Consider the following 18,301-nt stretch of genomic DNA (forward strand, 5'->3'; position numbering starts at 1 on the left):
CCGTCGGCGGAGATTGAAAACGTGCCGATTAATGATGAAGCTGCTCCTCAAAAGGAAGGCTTGCAAGCTGCGGAAACGAATCCGGAAAGGTCGACCAATCCGCATTCATCTCTTCCTCCGTCAACAAACACGAATCCAGTTCATCTGTCAGGCGCTTCCTGTCCAGGGAAAGACCGATGAGCACGATTTTATTCATCCGATCGCCGTGCGTCGGATCCCAATTTCCCGCAATCTCCGGATACTCCCTGAGTACCGCTTCCCTTTCCGGCCTGGCAATGGCAGCTATCCAGTAGCCGCCGGGTCCGAACTGGACGGAAGGCCCGGCTTGGCTCAAGGTTTGCGCCATATCGGGGCGCGTGGCCAGCCATACCATTCCTTTGGCACGCACAACCTCTTGCGGCCATTCGCTCATCCAATCCATAAGGCGGCCGGGATGAAAAGGCAATCTACGCTCGTACGCAAACGAAGAGATGCCGTATTCCTCCGTCTCCGGAACATGATGATCCTTGGCCATTTCCAGCATCCAACCCGCCGATTGGCTCGCTTGCTCAAAATCGAATAATCCCGTGTTCATAATGTCCGACGGATTTACGCGCCCGAACTCGGAACGAATAAATCTCGCGCGAGGTTGGAGGCTCCGAAGTACGCGTTCCAGACGATTAAGCGCCTCCGGACTTATGCGGTCGCATTTATTCAGAATGAGTACGTCGCAAAATTCAATCTGGTCGATTAAAAGATCGACCACCTCGCGCCTGTCGTCGGGGCCGACATGCTGCTTGCGATCGGACAACGTGTCGCCGGAGGAATAGTCGTTCCAGAAACGGTAAGCGTCGACAACGGTAACCATGCAGTCCAGCTTGCAAAATTTCGTCAAGTCCACGCCCAGCTCTTCATCGATATAGGTAAAGGTTTGAGCGACAGGGATGGGCTCCCCGACACCTGTGGATTCAATCAGTATGTAGTCAAAACGCTGTTCGAGGGCGAGCCGCTCGACCTCCTGCAATAAATCCTCGCGAAGCGTGCAGCATATGCAACCGTTGGACATCTCGACCAGCTTCTCGTCCGTTCGGGACAATCCGCCGCCCTGCTGGATCAGTTCGGCATCAATGTTGACTTCGCCAAGATCGTTGACGATAACCGCTACGCGAAGACCGTCCCGATTGTTCAGCACATGATTGAGAATCGTAGTCTTGCCTGCACCCAAGTAGCCGCTTAGGACAGTGACGGAGAGTTTGGGATGGGATGACGAGACGTTCATTTTAATTCGCTCCTCTTATTCGTTTTAATAGTAATTATTACGAATATTGTAGCAGACGAAATACAGTTTGTGAATCAAAATGTAATTATTACGCTTAAATAACATGGCGCTTTAGCGCTCTGACGTAAAGATGGACGATAGTTAACGCCGCTAAATAAGAAACGAATGTCCAGCCAATATTCCAGCCGTTTCCATAAACGATCCATTTTGATTTTACGAGGCCCCACTCTGCGAAGGTAATTCCCAGACTCCCAATGAAAATGGCGATAGTCGGAGACCAGTTTCGGCGTTCGATGAATTGAATGAGAATCGACCCCCACACCGGATATAACCCCAGATTAAAGGGAAGGGTCGAAAAAGATTCATTCGCTTCCGTAACCGGCTTGGCGATCCAAAATCCGTATCTGACAAAGAGGTCGTTGGAAAAAAACGCGATTTACGATGCGGCCGGCACGACGCGCAGACATAAAAACAGCTTATGGGGAATCTGAGCGAATGTCATGAGTAACCAGGGAATTAAAAATCCGATGATCCAGTTGACGATCACGCCTGCCACGCCACCTCTATTTATTTTCGCATTATGATCAGTCTTTACTTATATGTTGTCGTTGAAACGAGGAAAACGCAGCTGATGCAATATTCTACATCAGACGGTATTCATGCCAAAAAAGCTCTTGGCGAACAGCCGGCACCAATCATTACCAAGAGGCGCTGTACAGCGTTACATCGCATACGGAAAGGATTTGAGCCCAAAATGGGACCTTATGGCGGAGATTATTGTCGCAGGGTTTATCCGGTTACGCAAGCTAGTACTTTTTGTTTTGCGCTTCCTTCCGTTTGTCGGCGATCGCTTTTCTCCCCTCTTCGATTTTGGCCAGCGCGTCTGCGTTGTCCGCGTACGTTTTCGCGAGCTGATTGAGACGCTTGTTAAACTTGCCCAGCGTACTGTTGGCGCCGTTGAGAAAATCGTTTAATTGATGATTGCGCTCGGGCAGCTCCGTATCGATAATCGTTTGCACCAGCTTTTGCACCGTGGAAGTCTGCTGTGTCTGCTTGTCCTTTTTCAGCCGTTCCTTCTCCTTGTCGTCCATCGCCTTGAGCTCGGGCGACGAGCCTGAGCTTACGGAATTCAGCAGCGATTTGAAGGCTTTCTTATTGTGCGGCGTCTTGCTCATCTGACGCTCCAGATTTTCCTCGTAAGCGAGCGGATCCCGCAGCACGGTGGCTCCGCCGAGTTGATTGCCGCTATGCTCTGCGCTCGGCGCGCCGAGAAACAGGCTGTCCATGCCTCCCTTTCCTTCGAAAAAAACGGTCTGCAGCGAAGCGACCTTGCCGTCCATGACGAGCCGCAACATCATTTTGACAAGCGTCTCGGCCGAATAGCTTGCGGCTCCTTCTTCCTCCTTTTTTTCGGAAGTACCGTCTTTGTCGCCGCCCGCCTCGAAGCTGCGCGTCAGCTCGGAGATGCCTACGATGCTGACGAACTTCTGCAGGTGCTCGGTCAGATTGCTTCGGACGGAATGCAGCTTCGATACGTTATGATTGAGGGCATAGAGCATGATCGCCGCAAGCTCGCGGTCCTCGAACGAATCCTTGCTGTCCAGCTCTTTGCCGGTCGCCAGCTTAAAAAGAGCGGCAGCGCTCGGGTCCTTGCCCATCTTCAGCATCGCTTCGATCATTTTGTCGTACTCGGCAGGCGGTTCCTTGATCGTCTTGGTTCGCTTCTTCGCATTGCCGCCGGCCTGTGTGAAGTGGCCTCTGCCTTCGCCCATTCTCAGTCTCTGTTCCCCGATAAAAAAGTAATCCTGGGTCGTCAAATCGGCGATTTTCGGATTTTTTCGGCTGCGGTCGGCCGCATAGATCTTGCGGTGCAACGGTTCGTCGAAGCGATGCTCGTCTTTTTTCGTACGTAGAGACGACGATCGAAGAATGCCTATATTCGATTTGGTAACCTTCATTAGAATGCGGATCTTCCGCTTGGCGTCCAGCTCCGACGCTTCATCGTCGCTGCTCTCCTCTACGTCCGACGAATATTTGGTTTTCGGTTCTTTTTCAAGCTTGCGTTTTTTCTTTTCGGACTCGCCTTCACTTTCTCCCAATTTTCGTTTTTGAGGCTTGTCCTTCGCTTCGTCTTCAATCTCCATGCCTTCGGAGGACGTGCCTGCGCTTCGCATCCGCAGCATTTCCTCAGCCACGGTGAGCGACCCCGAATTTCTTGCCCGCCAATCGGACAGCTTAACCGGGTCATCGCTGATCCGATGATCCTGGAAGTCCTTCAACAAAGGCTCGAACAGCGCCATCATATCCGTATCTTCCCGCTTCCACTCGATAAAAGTAAGAAGCATTTTTTCAATGCGTTCTTCTTCGCTCTTGTCTTCGCCGCCCGTTTCCGTTACGAACTTTCCCTGCACGACCGGCAAAGCAGCGCTCCGCAGCCTTGGCGACGCAGCTGCAGCGGATTGGCCGCTCTGCAGCATGCCCAGTAGCTGACGATTGCCGACCGCACGCTGCAGCTGCAAAAGATGGCCGGCAGTCTTAAGGCCGGCATGCGCATCGCGGAAGCGTCGGGCATGGGCATCCGGCTGCGTCGGCGTCAGCCTGGACGTCTTGCTCAAGCGATCGAAAGTCATCAATTCCCTCCCCTGTCGAATCAGCTATTCTGCCTGCTTGCGTTCTATAATTTCGCGCCCGAAACTGATCGTGCGAATGACCTCGCCGGATTCGTTCCGGATGTATTCGGACGTCGTCTCGTACATGCGATAATCGCCGTCCTTGTGCCTGACGCGTCCGATAAACCGGACGTTGTCGCGCTCGATCGACGAGAGGCCGCGGAATTCCAGCAGCCTCCTGATATCGTCCGGGTGGTTAAAAGCCGCCGAATGCTTGCCGATGACTTCTTCCGGCCGATAGCCGAGCAGTGCCGTGACCGTGGGCGATATGTACGTGAACACGCCGTCCGTCGAGAAGACGGAAATAACGTGCTGCGACTTTTCCAAAATATAAGACATAATCTCCTGCACGCTTTCCTGCAAGCGTTGCCGTTCGTTCGACTGACTGAACGCGCGGTTAACGCGCTCTATGGTGATTAATTCGCCGATTGCTTGTCCTTCGCCTAGCAGCGGAACCGAGGTCAGCCATACGTCCACCGCATGCCCTTGCTGATGCCGAGCGCTTCGTGCGATCTTGGCATCCGCTGACTCGTCATCGCCACGCCGGTCGACACCCGAGGGTTCGAGAATGCTCTCCAACCTGGCGTGTATTAACGCTTCGTGCGCGTAGCCCAGAATCGACGATATGGCAGTATTGGCGTGCTGGATGCAGCCCTTCGTATCGGTCAGGAGAAGTCCCTCCGGAAGATGGTCGAAATAATGCCGAAAAATGCCTCGCGATGAAAACATATCGTTTTGCAGCATGGATATCCGCCTTTAGCTTCGGTAGACTTCGATCGATTGCATAGGCTAATTATATACCGACTTCTCCGGTTCTCAACCAAATAATTGAAACGAAATTCGAACTTATTGCGCTAAATACGGTGCTTCTATGCGTACATGCGCTGCCCGCTAACCTTCATATAAAGCCGATTCGCGGAATATAGGTGTGGTGATGAGATCGATGACCGGAAGGGGTTGATCATCTGTGGCCACCGTTTTCGTAGCCCGTTCGCTTGATGAGATCAGATTTTGGTCTCGCATTATGAAGGAGCATTCTTTGTTTCTAAGGCTTGGATTCAGAGCGGAAGATACGACGCTGATCAACGAAGCGAACCAATTCTACGCCTTGTTCGAGGCGATCGAAAATCGGGCCAATCTGCTGCCCGTGGATTCGGATCCACAAGTTATACTGAGATTCAATTCGGAGGTTCACACCGCGGTATCGCATATTTGGGCGTTCAAAAGAAAAGTATTGGGACTGATCTTGACCTGTCAGCTTCCCGGCGCCAACAACTACCCGTTATTGGTGGATCATGTAAGTCGCGAGGCCAATTATTTCAGAAACCGATTGGAAGAACTGAACGCCGGCAAGCTCGAGCCTTTGCCGGACGCCATCATCGACGAAAACGTATTTTTCTTGCGCATCATGGCCGACCACGCCAAGTTCATCAGTCACCTGCTCGATCCGTCCGAACGAAAACTGATCGATATGGCCAACGATTTCAGCCACGACTTCGATACGTTGCTGTTCCAGGCAAGGGATATCGATTCGATGCGCCCTCAATCCCAAACGGCGCCTATACTCGGACAATTTTTGGATCAGAACCGAGTTTCCGTCGCCTCGCTTCGCGATTTTAAACGAACTGCGCGCGATCTGATCAACGCATGCAAAATCAAAAGTATTATTCACCCGCTGCTTGCTGACCATGTCTTCCGGGAAGCGGAACGGTTCCTGCACATTATCGACATGTTCGAGCAGCACTTGACCGGCACGCCGGTATCGATACGCGATCTGGAAGAGCATTAGATAGCGACAGTCTTTATTGAAGCATTCCATATTTCTCTTTGATGCGATCGAGCTTCTCCAGCATCGGCCTGGCGAGAAAAAACAAAAAGACGATCGTCGCGAAGCCGTGAATGAGATCGAACGGAACGCCGCGAAGGCAAGCGAGCAAGACGACCTCTATCGTCAATTTGGATTGCGTCATCATGACCGACGACAGATTCATCAGCGTACCATAGAGCGCGAACGCTGCAATGCCGCCGAATGCGCAGAGCGCGAGCCTGCTTCGTTGAAGCAAGCCCTTCTTGAAGAGCATGCCGGCGAGAAAGCCGATGATGCCGAAGGCGAACATCTGCCAAGGCGTCCACGGGCCTTGCCCGAAGTAGTAATTCGATACGAATCCGGTGACGGCTCCGACCAGGAAGCCGGCCTCTGCGCCGAACGCGACTCCGGCGATAATGACGATCGCCGCGACCGGCTTGAACTGCGGCAGCATAAAAAACGCCATCCGGCCGGCGACGCCGATCGCGCTAAGGACGGCCAGCGTCACCAGCTCCTTGGCCTGCGGCTTTCTCCCTTCGTAGATGAGCACGAACGGCAGAAGCGTCTCCAGGACGACGAGCATGGAGATGAAATAATATTTCCGGTCGTCGAGATATTCGATGCCGAACCAGATGGTGAGCGGGATCAGCAGCAAGATCATCAGCATGGCCGTCATCGTACGCTTGGGAAGCCGGCGGCTTGTGTCGAACGATTGTGGCGGGGAGGCTGCCGGCGCTGTGCTTTTAATATCTGCGGCAGGGTTGCTCGCTCGAGAGATCGTCGTCTTTATTTGGGGCGAGTCGCCGTCTGGCGGATAGACCTCCCTTTTGGTGCCGAAAGCTTGCAAAATGTCTTCCGCCGTTATCGCGTCCGGGAGGACGTCTCTGGCCATACGGTTCGCCGCCGTCGTATAGAACCGGTTACCGGCAAAAAAAGCACGCGGCCTGTCCTCGGAGACGACGATCCCGTCGAACACCATGGCGCAGCGATCGGCATGGCTCGCGCAAAAATCGATGTCGTGGCTGACCATGACGATGGCGGTCCCTTCCGCCTTTAAGTGCATCAAAATGTCCGCGAGCTTGCGCTTATATCCGGCGTCCAAGCCTTTGGTCGGCTCGTCCAGCAGCAGGACGGAGGGCTCGAGCAGCAGCACCTTCGCCAGCGCCGCGCGCTGCTGCTCTCCGCCGGATAAATCGTAAGGATGCCTGCCCAGCAGCTCTTCCAGATCGCAAAGAAGGATGACGTAGGCTAACCGTCGCGAGATTTCCGCAGCGTCCAGCTTTCTGCCGGACAGCATCTCTTTAAGATCCGTTTCGACCGTCTTGCGGACGAATAGAGCTTGCGGATTTTGCGGCAGTACGGCCAATCCGCCGATATACTTTTCCCGGTCCGTCCATTGTCTTATCGGGCGACCGTGCAGCTCGACGATGCCGCGATAAGGTTGCCGCAGACCGGCGATCAGAGACAGGACCGTCGTTTTGCCGATGCCGTTGCCGCCGACGATCGCGCATAGCTCGCCGGGGTAAGCCTTCAGGCTCAAGCCCTTCAACACGTCAGGCGCGTCCTTGTCGTATTTGAACCACACTTCGTCCAGCCGTACTGCGGGCTTGCCGCGGCCTGATGTCTCCTGCTCTCGGTCCCGTACCTGCGCGAACGGACGCGTGTCCGCCAACCGCTGCATGAAGTCCCGGCCTTCGCGGACGGTGATCGGGCATTCGAACGGACTATCGAGCCCCGCGTAGACCCTCATCGGCGTCGTCATCGCATGGAACATCTCATGCCGCGATTCGCGCAGCCGCTCGCCTACTTCCCTGGGCGATCCTAACGTTACGATTGTGCCCTGCTCCATCACGATCGCCAGATCGGACATCGGCAGCGCCTCCTCCAGCCGGTGCTCCGACAGCACGACGGTCACGCCGAGCTCCCTGTTGATTTTGCCGAGCGCGGCCAGAAATTCCCCGGCGGCGATCGGATCGAGCTGGCTTGTCGGTTCGTCGAGCAGCAGCGCGCTCGGCTGCATCGCCATGACCGAAGCCAGGTTGAGCAGCTGCTTCTGACCGCCGGAGAGCTCCGTCACCTTCTTGTGGAACCATGCCTGTATGCCGAAAAAGCTGGCCGTCTCGGCGACGCGGCGGCGGATCTCGGAGGCGCCGAAGCCCAGGCTCTCGAGACCGAACGCAAGCTCATGCCACACTTTATCCGTGACGATCTGGTTATCCGGCGACTGCAGGACAAAGCCGATCTCCGCGATTTGCGCGCGCCGGTCCGTCTCCTCCACCGGAATGCCGCGATACCGGACCGTTCCGCTTCGGCGTCCGTGCGGTGCAAGATCCGGCTTGAAATGCCGCAGAAGCGTGGACTTGCCGGAGCCCGATTGGCCGCAGAGCGTGACGAACTGACCTTGGCGAATCGCGAACGAAACGTCGCGCAGGGCGTTCTTTTCCGATCCCGGATAGCCGAAGGTCAGACGCTCGACTGCGAATGCTTCCATCTCAGTTCCTCCCGTATGTTGATAACAAGCGGAATCGCGCATAACGCGGCATAGGCCAGGAACACGCTCATGCTGTATGCCGAAGACTCCACGCCCTTCATCGAAGGGAAATAACGATAATACATCGCTTTGGCGTTCGCGCCGAACCATACGTAGCCGCCGATCAATCCGATCCCGATCAGCGCGGAACCGTCCCGTCGGTCGAAGCGGAACAACGAAAAAGCCGTCCTGCCTTTTAACCCGTAACCGCGGCTTCTCATCGACGCTGCCGTCTCGACGGCGTTTTCCAGCATCCATGTCGTCATGATGGACAGGATCCGAATGCCGTGCTTCGCGCGGGCCAGCAGGCTGCCGTTCGAGATGTCCCTGCCGACGCAGCGCTGCGCGGCAGAGACGACGGCGAGCTGCGCTTTAAACCTCGGCACGAAGCGCAGCACCATCGACAGTACGAGCGACAGCGCCGGGATGACTCTCCCGAACAAATAAATGAATTTATCGGACGTCATGACCGCGTTGTAGCATGAAAACCAGCAGATGACCGAGACGAACATCGTCGCCGCCGCGATCCCGTACACAATGGATTCCAGCGTCAACGGGTTGCCGCTTCGCAAGTAGCCCAGGATCGTCGCGCCTTCGTGATTGAAGGCCGGATTGATCAGCGCCGTCGTGACGAGCATCGGCAGCATGTACAGCAGATTGAATCGGATCGCCCGTCTGCCGTTCAGCGAGATGGAATAAACGAAGGAAAAAAGCAAGGAAATGGCCAGGCAAACAGGGTGCATGAAAACCATCGAAAAGGCGATGACGAGCGCAAAATACGCGAAGTTCACGACGGGATGATAGCCTGAGAACGCATCCTTCACTTGTTTCCGCCGCCCGAAGCGTTATAGGTGTCGCCGACGTCGCGGCCCAGATCGCACGTATATACCCATTCGATCACGTCCCCCTGCTTCAGCTTGTACCGGCTGCTGCCGTAGTTCGGAAACCACTCGTTCACCTTGTACATCCATCCGGATAGCTCGCCGCAATCGAATTCGTATAAATTGTTGATTCCCTCGATATAGGCGGAGTTGTACACCGGCGTGTTCTCGAACTCCATATGAATTTTGTTCTTTTTCATTTCCCGCTGCAGCACGTTGAACACGGATTCTCCCTCGTAAAAAGTCACTTCCCGTTTCGAGAAAATGACGCCGTCATCCGGAACGAGCTCCAGCTTGTCGGGATCCAGCAGGTCCAGATGATCCAGGATCGTCGCGCAGGAGACGGACAAATAAGCCGTCATGGCCTTATCCGTAATCTTGGCATCCTGCGGCTCCACAGGAAGCGGCTTGCCGGATGGTACCGGATCGGTCTGATACGAATCCTTGCCCGTCTTCGGATCGATCGCCATCGACGGCGAAGGCGTCGACGATCCGGCCGGCCGTGCGGTGGATGTCGGCTTCGGTTTTGCAGTCGCGGCCGGCGACTGCGATACCGCTGGCGATGCTGGCGAAGCCGATGGCGAAGCGATTGCTACGGGCGGAGAGGATGACGATGACGGCGACGGAGCTATCGTCGACGACGGCGAAGGAGAAGGCGCAAGCGAAGGCGCTGCTTGCGTCGCCCCGGAATCGGGGTACTGGCCGTTCACTGAGTCAGGTTCCTCCGCCTGTTCGCTTGATTGCGAGGGCTGCCCTGCGTCGGTCGCCGATGTGGCAGAAGGACTCCCCGCGACACTAGCCGCTCTTGAGGGCCGATCTGCACTTTTCTCCAGCGGGCCGCTGGCGAAATAAGCGGCAAACAATATGGCAACGATCGCGAGGGCCGCTAAAAATTTGTTTTTCGTAAATCGCATATGATTGATCGCCTCTTTACATCAGTTTTGCGGCGTTAAGCAGACGCGCGAGCATTTCGGCGATTTGGGCGCGCGTGACCGCAAGCTTGGGTTCGATGTTCAGGTCTTCCTGCGACAAAATCTGTTCCCGGTAATCGAAAGCGAGCGAGTTACGCGCCCATTCGGCGGTTTTAGTGTAATCGCCGAACTGCGCAAGCAAGTCCCTCGTCTCGGCGGCGCCAAGCGCCGTGTCCATGCCGCTCAGCTTCGCGGCGTTGGCGATCATGACGGCGGCTTCCTGCTTCGTGATGACGGCGCCCGGCGAGAAGGTCGACTTCGAGGTGCCGTTAACGATGCCGTAGGTCGATGCGGTTCCGACATAGCCGGCATACCAGCTGCCTGCAGCAACGTCCGAAAAGGTAGCTGCGGTACGGGGAGCCAACCCCAGCCCTTTTGTGACGATGACGGCGAATTCGGCGCGGGTCATCGTCCGGTCGGGCTTAAATGCGTCCGCGGTCATGCCGTTAATGATGCCGCGCGAACTAAGCGCTTCGATGGCTTTTTGGTTCGGATGACCGGCGATATCGGAAAAGGTTTTGGCGGAGTCAAGTACCGGCAAAGACCGAACGTCCGCGTTTTTGTTAGGCAAGCCGACGGTCTCGCTTCGCGAAGAAGGCGTTTGGCGCTTCACGTCGGACATCCGGTAGAGGCTAGGCTTGCCTTCCGCCAGCCTTTCGGCGTTCACGAGACCGTACAGCGCCTGCTCGGTGGACATCCCCGTTGCGCCGCTGCCGTCAACCGCATGCTGAAACCCGTTTCCTTTCCGATAGTAATCGTTCAACGCATCGACGATCGATCTGCCGTTCTTGACGAAGCGTCCGTCGTCGACGGGAATACCGAGCTCGCATAAGGCCATCAATACCTGGACGGCGCTTTCCGAGTTGCCAACGCCCCAGCTGGCATAGCCGCCTGTATCAACCTGAAGCTGGGACAGCCGGTCCAGCGCCCGATCGGTAGCCGCCTTCACGATTGTCCGATCCTGGTATTTGGCAAGCGCCTGCAGCGCCATGCCTGTAATGTCGGGATCGGCCGCGTCGCCGGATAACGCGAAGCCGCCATCCTTCAGCTGCCGCGATAATATTTCATCGATATACATTTCCCTTGTCGCCTGCACCTTCGCGGAAGGGTTGAGCGGTATGCCGTAATTGCCGCTGTCCAGCGCAATCAGCGCGAAGATCGGTCCATTGATCCCCTGCCACACCGTCTTCTCAAAATCGCCAAGCGGCGTCAGCAGGTTATAGCCTCCGACGTCGGACGGATCTGCGCCGATCGCCGTCAGCGCCAGAACCAGCCGCGAGTACTCCGTGTACTTTTTATCGTGCAGCTGTCCCTTCAATCCGACGACATAATGCTCGACTGTCTCATAGTAGTCATCGAAATAGCTTTGCGGCACGTCGTAGTCCGATCGCGCCAGTCCGATGACCGCCCATTCGCCGCCGATGGATCCGACTTCCGGATGACTCACCGTCGACATGACGTAAGCCGCCGTATCCGCTACGACGTCCTGCGCCGATTTCGCCGGAGCCGCCAGCGCGGCTGTGTTCCCGAACAGGCAAATGGACATCGACAATGCGATTATTGCAAGCCATGGGAACCTATTTGCAATGCTTTTCATCTCTACACTCCTTCCGCTTAAAACGCAAGATGGGAGCAGCCCCTGAAATGATCAAGGACTGCTCCATTCCGCATCTACCGATTATTTGGCTTGCTCGATGATCAACGCCAGCATTTTGGCCGCTTCCGCCCGGGTCGCTTGCGCGTCAGGTTCGAATCTGCCCTCGCCTTAACCTGCTCGCCCATTTGGACTAGATAACTGCAAAAGTGGTTACTACTTAGGTCCTCTCGTGTCGTGACTCTACAAAAAAGGATTTTTAGAGATCGGTCTTGAATTAGTTATTCCATCATCTTCCGTTAGAAAGGAGAGACGTTTGTGGAGCTGAAGCCGGATCAAGTATTGTATATTTGCAAAGGTGACACCGAAATCGCAGACGTCTTTACCCTTCTTTTGGAGCAAAATCGGACCCTGCTTGAACAGAATCAAAAGTTAGAAAGGCGCGTACACGAGCTTGAACGACAGCTCGGACAAAACAGTCAAAACAGCAGCAAGCCGCCTTCCAGCGACGGCTTTCGCAAACCGAAAAATTCCCGGGTCGCAGGTGGTAAAAAAGGCGCGCCTAAAGGTCACGACGGTCATACGCTTCGCTTTGCGGAATGCCCGGATGAAATCATCGTCTACACGCTCGAAGTTTGTTCCTGTTGCCAGACTGCCCTTCAGAGCGTTCCGGCTTTGGCTCATGAAGCACGGCAGGTGTTTGACCTGCCGGCTCCCCGCGTCGTCGTGACCGAACACCGGTCTGAGCATAAAATCTGTCCAAGCTGCGGTGTCAAAGCCCGAGCACCTTTTCCCGAAGGCGTCCACGCCCGGACCCAATACGGAGCCAGCTTCTCTGCCTGGACGACGTATCTGAGCGTGTACCAACTGTTGCCGTTGGAGCGAATCGCCCAATGCTACGAGGATCTGTGCGGTTGTCGTCCCAGCGAAGCGACGCTGCTCGCCCAGCTTGGTAAGGCTGCAAGCGCGCTGGAAGCGACCGAAATTCAAATCCGAGAGCAGGTACGAAAGCTCCCGGTCCTCCATGCGGACGAAACCGGGCTGCGCGTCGGCAAACAGATTAAGTGGATGCATGTGGCCTCCGATTCGCAGTGGACCTTTTTGCAGATCCATGAGAGCCGAGGGAGCCGAGGTATGGACGAAGCGGGCGTGCTACCTCACTTTACTGGCGTGCTGGTGCATGACAGCTACGCATCGTATTTCAAGACCCACTACGACTTTGAACATGCGCTGTGCGGAGCGCACTTGCTTCGCGAATGCCAAGGCATTGTGGAACACGACAAGCACGAGTGGGCCAAGCAGATGCATACGTTTTTGCACGAAGCCTGGAAAGCAGCCAAAGCGAGTCGCAACGCGCAGCAGCCCCTGACAGCGGATGGGCTTGACCAGTGGAAAGACCGCTATGACGCCATACTAAAAAGCGGCGAAGCGGAGTGGGCCCAGGACGCGCTTCGTGAAAAAACCGGACCTCGCGGACGAAAAATGGGTAGCAAAGCGAGCAATCTTGGTAAGCGAATGAACACGCAAAAACCGGCCATCCTCCGGTTTCTTTCCGATGCAAGGGTTCCGTTTGACAACAACCAGGCAGAACGGGACATTCGAATGACCAAAGTAAAGCACAAAATTTCGGGTTGCTTTCGTACCGAGCAAGGAGCGAAACAATTTGCTCGGCTGCGCTCCGTCATTTCGACCCTGATGAAACAGGGCAAGCCGATCCTCGATTCGTTGACCTACGCGTTGCGCTACCGCACCTCGCTGGTGGAGTGCTAAGTAGTAACCAAAAGTGCAGTTATTTTCGTCCATATCGCCCCAATTGGACCGTATACCTGCAAAAGTGCAGTTATTTTCGTCCATCAGCCACATTTCCTGCTCATGCTTTAAATTTACCTGCACATTTGCAGGTATTTCTTCAAGTGTCGCAGAGCGGCCGAAAATTGATGTATAAATGCAGTTATTGAGAGCCCGCAAACATCCCACGAGCTCCGCCACGCCGATAACGCACTCGTCCATCCACGAATCGTCTCGCCGAAATCACACTTGCCTGTCCTCGAATCGTATCTTCGATAGCACGCTCTCCCGTCAGCGAATCGTCTCGCCGATAACACACGCCCTTCCACGTATCTTCTCGCGCAAAAAAGCCCTTGATTCCTGAGAATCAAGAGCTGCCCGTGCTGTCTGTACCGATGAGGCAGACAACAAAAAAGCACCGCCTCCATCATCCGTAGAGTCTGTGAACGACAAGTCAAGGCAGGTCTCCTGGCTATGCGTCATCGCTACCCTAGTCCTTCCCGGCTTGCGCCAGTGGCATTTCTAGCGTCGCTCTTCATTTACAGTGGCGGGACCGCGCCGGATTTGCACCGGACTTCCCTATTAAGCAATGTCCGTATTGACATTGCACCTTGGCTTGGTCTATTCAATTATTACGATCATATACGGATGCACGCTGTTTGTCTATCTGGCGCTGCGTCGCTTTAGGATTTTCCTTCGAGCAGCCTTCCTGTAAACAGATTCTTCAACGTCCGTAACAAGAGCACGATCAAGACGAAGCTGAGCAAAGCCAGTACGACTGCGGCAATTGTGATTAAAGGCCAAGTGCGCAAGTACAGCGCGTATTTTATAGCAGCTAGGGCGAGCGCCGCCATCGGGAAACTGACTCCCCACCAGGAAGCGCTGAACGGTACGGACCTATTGAATACTTTAAAGAACACGACGACAAACAAAAATAGGCCAAAGTAAAATAAAACGGATGCGAATGAATCAATTCGCTGCTTGAAGTTCGTATAGCCCAGAAATCCGACTTCAAACGGCGCGATAAGAATCATTAGCGACGGCGTAATTCCTGCGGGCAACGGGGCATAATGAATGAGCCTGGATAAAATTAAAGTAAAAAACACCAGGGCAACGATTCCGCCGATCGCAAGGGAAAGCAAGTTAACTTCGTGTGCCCAATTGAACGACATCGTCCCGCCTGCAACCGCAATATCCAGCGTGCCGACGACAGGAATCAGCATCGCCGGTACAACGTGTCCGGGGTCGCGATTTCCTTTTAACAGTCGTGCGACGAATACGTAACTGAGTGCCAGCGTCGTTGCTGCGCCTATTATCCATATCACTTGACCCGCAATTCGCTCATATGCGCCTACCACGGAGGATAGCAGCAGGACGGCAATCGTAATTGTCCCGAAAAAGTTACCGGAAACCGGGTGCGCAAACTCATCCTTCACTTTTTGCGGATATATCGACCATTTGGACAAGTAGCCGACAGCCATGGCTAAAAATAATACAATCGCCAGGATGCCGCTGATGTCCGCAAATACATGGGAAGTGCCGAAAAGCTCGCCTGCTTCTCTCCAAGCCAATGAAAGACCGGAAAATCCCATTACAGAAGCGAACAGACTGACAGGAAGAAACTGAATGGATCCGATGCTGGATGACTTAATCTCGGCTGCAAAAGTACGCATATAACCTTCCCCCTTCTCTTGTTGCTTTATTGTAGGGGGATACTAATCATAGATCAATATCGCTGTTTCTATGAAAATGATAGATGTGAATCGCATATTATGTATAAGGCTTGAGCGATTTAACATGGGCTTGCAGGAGATCGATAAACCCTCGCGATGCTTTTCCCATATATTTATCGCGATGATACGCGATGCCCACTTCCCTGCTCAAGCCCGGATTTTGAATCGGTATATGGACCAATTCGTCGGAGGAATACATATCCAGCAGCGTTTTCGATAACACGGAGCCTCCTGCGCCTGAACGAACGAGACCGAACAACGATTCGATTGTCGTCGTTTCGATTAAAGGCTCTAAACGAAGTCCCACGCTGGAACAGGTCGAATCGACCAATTGCCGGCATCGGTGCGTTTCAGGAAAAGTCACGATCGGCACGCTCAAAATTTCTTCAAAATCGATGGCGCTGCGCCGGGCATAAGGATGTAAGGTCGTTGCGACAAAGTAAAATTGCTCGCGGTACAAAGGAGTCGTCAAGATCCGGTCATCTTCGACGGGCAAAATCGTAACGGCTAGATCCAATTCATTTTGCAGCAGTCGACTCACGATATCTTCTACGCCTAAAATTTTAATTTGCACGAATGGGTAGTCGCGATGGAAATCGATGAGCAAGTTCGAAACCAGCTGGTTAAGCTCGCCAGGCAGCGCTCCGATCGTCAGCTTTCCGCGTTCGATCTGCTGCAGTTCCTGGATTTGCTCTTTGGCGCTCGTTAAATTGCCGAACGCCAATTTACTTTGCGTATAAAGTATCATTCCGGCTTCGGTCAAAGCTATTTTTTTCCCGATCCGGTCGAATAAAGGAACGCCGAGCTCGTCTTCGAGCGACTTGATCTGATGGCTCAAAGTGGGCTGCGTAATCCCGAGCTTCAAGGCCGCTCTCGTAAAGTGCAGTTCATCGCAGGTTGTTAAAAAGTAATCCAGCTGTCTGAATTCCATTCCGGGCGCACCTCCTTCAATGACAAGACGATTTTGCAAGCGAACGATTGCAGATCGCTGTTCCTTAACACGCTAACTGATGTCTCGAGGTTGCTCGATTCATTTAATGTAACGTATCCGCTATAAAGGAACAATGAACAAAAAGCGCTTGTCTAAACAAAAAGCAGTTAGTCCGGCGTTCCGGACCAAGCTGCTTTTTTGCTCTGCCTGCTTATGCTTCTGAAATAGGCTTTTTTCGTATGCTCGTAAGCTCAAAGGCTTCTTTGGGTTTTCCTAGGAATTGGGCCTTCTTTTTCTTGATGACCATTGCCTGCCGCAGGCTCGTAGCCTGGAATTCAATCGCGGTTCCGAAGGGATCCTCGAATGCATACTACATTTTTTTGTCCGCGATAAACGGTCAGCGCCTCCCCAACTTCATCTTGATTGCATCGCATCGCCGTATTAAACCCGAAAATAGGATGTCCACACAGCCTGCTAATATGCAAAAAGAGGCAAATGGCGGTTTATCCGCCAACTTTCAGTTGCTTCGTAAACGCAAAATGATCGTCCGGGTACATCAAATGAATCGTGATCGTATAGTCGCCTGCAGAAGGAAAGATATGACTGGACGTATAACTGTCCCCGTCTCTAACGGCATCGATCAGACTCGGCAAATCGTTTTTGGAGTTGATCTGAAATTGAACCTTGGCTTCCTCGGCGGCAAATTTCTTATTATTGATGGTGGCGATCAGCTTGGCCGCTTGTCCCGCAGCAGGAGGCGACGGCTCGCTCGTCAGCGAGACCTCCGAAAACTTCAGCGTCTGCTGCTTCCCCGAGGCTCCGCACCCGGCCAGCATCAGCAGAACGGCGACAGCGGCAACTACGCTTAGCGCGCGCAGCGAAATTCCGTATACCTTCATTTCCTGTTCCCCTTTCCGTTAAGTCGCACATGTCCCAAGATCATCAATCATACGATGTTACGAGAGCGGAGACAACAAAAAACCAGCCGACTGCCCAATACACGGACGGGGCGGCTGGTTTTGTTCGGCTAGCGGTTGCTTACGTTCTCTTCCTCTATTCTTCCTCTACTCTTCCCATGATCAAAGACAACAGGACCTGGGCATAGCAGCGAATGAGGAAATCGTTCGGATGATTTACGTTGTTGCCTGTCAGATCGGCGTAATTCTTGTACTTCAGCAGCTCCCGATGAACGGCCGTCATATCGGCGACCGCTGCTCTGCCGCCGCTTGCGCTCGCAAGATCGCGCAGGACAGCGGCATATTCCGCCTGATTTCCCGAGAAAAAAGTGTCCGGGTTCGCCAGCATCGGCGCGACAAGTATAAAATCCGCAGCGCCGTTTACGGTCTCCACCTGCTTCATGATCGCCGAGATGTTGGCCGCATACTGGTCCGGCGCGACCTTGCTCGTGCCGTCGTTCATGCCGAAGGCGATAATGGCCATATCGGGTGCCCAGTCTTCCAATACCCGGTCCACGATCTGAAGTCCGCCCTCGCTGGTGATTCCGCCGAACGAACCATTTTTATAAGCGATTTTCGATCCGTACGTTTCTTCCAGAATCGCCGAGACTTGCTCGCCCCATGTCGGCAAAAAAGGAGCTGCACCGGTTTTTCCGCTTGCATTCGCACCTTCCGCGATGCTGTCTCCGAATACGAGCAGGTTGAGCGGCTCGGCGTTCGCCAACTTGGCGGCCGTACATTCGGGACATGCAGCCTCAGGTGCAGCAAGCGCCCGATACCCGCTGGTTTTGCTGCATTTGTAGCTGACGACGACCTGTTTGTCGTGGAAAAAGTGGCCTTCCGAAAACAGGCTGTAGCCGCCGCTCACTCTTTTCTGCACCCATCCCTCCCGGTTCTCCTCAGGGAACATTTCCTCGATACGGGTAATCGGAACGCGCGATTTGGGAGGGAACCACAGTCGTCCGTCTTCTACGACCCAATCCGTTCCTTCCTCGTATATCGTGTCTAATCTGGCGTTGCGTACTTCAACGATCTCCTCCGGCTTGTATAGCAGTCGGCCCTCGATCCTTTCCCTCTCTCCCTTTGCGACGGGCAGAATAGGCTCGTAAAGCATGAAATTTCCGGTCCAAAAGGGCTTCGTCAGCTCTTTTAAGCGAGCAGTCTCGAATCGTTTCTCTGGCAT

14 protein-coding genes and 1 riboswitch are annotated in these 18,301 nt (G+C 54.2%); of the genes, 2 read left to right on the forward strand and 12 right to left on the reverse strand.

Annotated elements, in window-relative coordinates; genetic code table 11:
* Positions 1 to 28: 28 nt before the first annotated feature.
* The 4 genes from KB449_RS13095 to KB449_RS13105 form a co-directional block, all read right to left on the reverse strand.
* Positions 29 to 1,258: a GTP-binding protein gene (locus KB449_RS13095; protein WP_282908804.1), complete on the reverse strand. Its 1,230-nt coding sequence runs from the start codon at positions 1,256 to 1,258 to the stop codon at positions 29 to 31.
* A gap of 94 nt (positions 1,259 to 1,352) precedes the next feature.
* Positions 1,353 to 1,694, reverse strand: coding sequence for a CBO0543 family protein (locus KB449_RS36490; protein WP_350356272.1), 342 nt, complete (start codon positions 1,692 to 1,694; stop codon positions 1,353 to 1,355).
* Positions 1,695 to 2,064: 370 nt separating this feature from the next.
* Complete coding sequence (locus tag KB449_RS13100) at positions 2,065 to 3,888, reverse strand: hypothetical protein (RefSeq protein WP_282908805.1); 1,824 nt, start codon at positions 3,886 to 3,888, stop codon at positions 2,065 to 2,067.
* A gap of 24 nt (positions 3,889 to 3,912) precedes the next feature.
* Positions 3,913 to 4,671 carry a PAS domain-containing protein gene (locus KB449_RS13105; RefSeq protein ID WP_282908806.1) on the reverse strand — a complete coding sequence of 253 codons (759 nt, stop codon included), beginning with the start codon at positions 4,669 to 4,671 and terminating at the stop codon, positions 3,913 to 3,915.
* Between the two features lie 223 nt (positions 4,672 to 4,894).
* On the opposite strand from KB449_RS13105, the gene KB449_RS13110 reads away from it, so the two are divergent.
* Positions 4,895 to 5,716, forward strand: a complete 822-nt coding sequence (locus KB449_RS13110; protein WP_282908807.1) for a DUF2935 domain-containing protein — start codon at positions 4,895 to 4,897, stop codon at positions 5,714 to 5,716.
* Positions 5,717 to 5,729: 13 nt separating this feature from the next.
* Here KB449_RS13110 and KB449_RS13115 read toward each other — a convergent pair whose 3' ends face one another.
* From KB449_RS13115 to KB449_RS13130, 4 genes are all read right to left on the reverse strand, one after another.
* Entirely contained in the window at positions 5,730 to 8,225 is a 2,496-nt protein-coding gene (locus KB449_RS13115) for an ATP-binding cassette domain-containing protein (RefSeq protein ID WP_282908808.1), read from the reverse strand.
* Complete coding sequence (locus KB449_RS13120) at positions 8,198 to 9,088, reverse strand: energy-coupling factor transporter transmembrane component T (RefSeq protein ID WP_282908809.1); 891 nt, start codon at positions 9,086 to 9,088, stop codon at positions 8,198 to 8,200. The genes KB449_RS13115 and KB449_RS13120 overlap by 28 nt, the downstream gene beginning before the upstream one ends.
* Positions 9,085 to 9,855, reverse strand: a complete 771-nt coding sequence (locus KB449_RS36495) for a DUF4430 domain-containing protein (protein WP_282908810.1) — start codon at positions 9,853 to 9,855, stop codon at positions 9,085 to 9,087. Before KB449_RS36495 ends, KB449_RS13120 begins: the two co-directional genes overlap by 4 nt.
* A gap of 220 nt (positions 9,856 to 10,075) precedes the next feature.
* Complete coding sequence (locus KB449_RS13130) at positions 10,076 to 11,713, reverse strand: S-layer homology domain-containing protein (protein WP_282908811.1); 1,638 nt, start codon at positions 11,711 to 11,713, stop codon at positions 10,076 to 10,078.
* A 315-nt stretch (positions 11,714 to 12,028) separates the two neighbouring features.
* On the opposite strand from KB449_RS13130, the gene tnpC reads away from it, so the two are divergent.
* Entirely contained in the window at positions 12,029 to 13,480 is a 1,452-nt protein-coding gene (tnpC, locus tag KB449_RS13135) for an IS66 family transposase (protein ID WP_282908812.1), read from the forward strand.
* Between the two features lie 459 nt (positions 13,481 to 13,939).
* Positions 13,940 to 14,127: riboswitch (cobalamin riboswitch) on the reverse strand.
* Positions 14,128 to 14,181: 54 nt separating this feature from the next.
* Here the strand turns inward: tnpC and KB449_RS13140 are convergent.
* The 4 genes from KB449_RS13140 to KB449_RS13155 all read right to left on the reverse strand — a co-directional run bounded on the left by KB449_RS13140 (position 14,182) and on the right by KB449_RS13155 (position 18,301).
* On the reverse strand, positions 14,182 to 15,171 hold the full coding sequence (locus tag KB449_RS13140) for an SLAC1 anion channel family protein (protein WP_282908813.1): 990 nt from the start codon (positions 15,169 to 15,171) through the stop codon (positions 14,182 to 14,184).
* A 97-nt stretch (positions 15,172 to 15,268) separates the two neighbouring features.
* Positions 15,269 to 16,162, reverse strand: a complete 894-nt coding sequence (locus KB449_RS13145; protein ID WP_282908814.1) for a LysR family transcriptional regulator — start codon at positions 16,160 to 16,162, stop codon at positions 15,269 to 15,271.
* Between the two features lie 503 nt (positions 16,163 to 16,665).
* A complete protein-coding gene (locus KB449_RS13150; protein ID WP_282908815.1) occupies positions 16,666 to 17,061 on the reverse strand; it encodes an Ig-like domain-containing protein in 396 nt (131 codons plus the stop codon).
* A 154-nt stretch (positions 17,062 to 17,215) separates the two neighbouring features.
* Entirely contained in the window at positions 17,216 to 18,301 is a 1,086-nt protein-coding gene (locus KB449_RS13155) for an SGNH/GDSL hydrolase family protein (RefSeq protein ID WP_282908816.1), read from the reverse strand.

This window comes from Cohnella hashimotonis (genome assembly GCF_030014955.1).
Classification (GTDB): Bacteria; Bacillota; Bacilli; order Paenibacillales; family Paenibacillaceae; genus Cohnella; species Cohnella hashimotonis.

What these genes read in the sequence shown, in the direction of transcription:
- KB449_RS13095 (WP_282908804.1), bottom strand. Translation starts at nt 1,258, where the DNA reads ATGAACGTCTCGTCATCCCATCCCAAACTCTCCGTCACTGTCCTAAGC.
- KB449_RS13100 (WP_282908805.1), bottom strand. Translation starts at nt 3,888, where the DNA reads ATGACTTTCGATCGCTTGAGCAAGACGTCCAGGCTGACGCCGACGCAG.
- KB449_RS13105 (WP_282908806.1), bottom strand. Translation starts at nt 4,671, where the DNA reads ATGCTGCAAAACGATATGTTTTCATCGCGAGGCATTTTTCGGCATTAT.
- KB449_RS13115 (WP_282908808.1), bottom strand. Translation starts at nt 8,225, where the DNA reads ATGGAAGCATTCGCAGTCGAGCGTCTGACCTTCGGCTATCCGGGATCG.
- KB449_RS13130 (WP_282908811.1), bottom strand. Translation starts at nt 11,713, where the DNA reads ATGAAAAGCATTGCAAATAGGTTCCCATGGCTTGCAATAATCGCATTG.
- KB449_RS13140 (WP_282908813.1), bottom strand. Translation starts at nt 15,171, where the DNA reads ATGCGTACTTTTGCAGCCGAGATTAAGTCATCCAGCATCGGATCCATT.
- KB449_RS13145 (WP_282908814.1), bottom strand. Translation starts at nt 16,162, where the DNA reads ATGGAATTCAGACAGCTGGATTACTTTTTAACAACCTGCGATGAACTG.
- KB449_RS13150 (WP_282908815.1), bottom strand. Translation starts at nt 17,061, where the DNA reads ATGAAGGTATACGGAATTTCGCTGCGCGCGCTAAGCGTAGTTGCCGCT.
- KB449_RS13155 (WP_282908816.1), bottom strand. Translation starts at nt 18,301, where the DNA reads ATGCCAGAGAAACGATTCGAGACTGCTCGCTTAAAAGAGCTGACGAAG.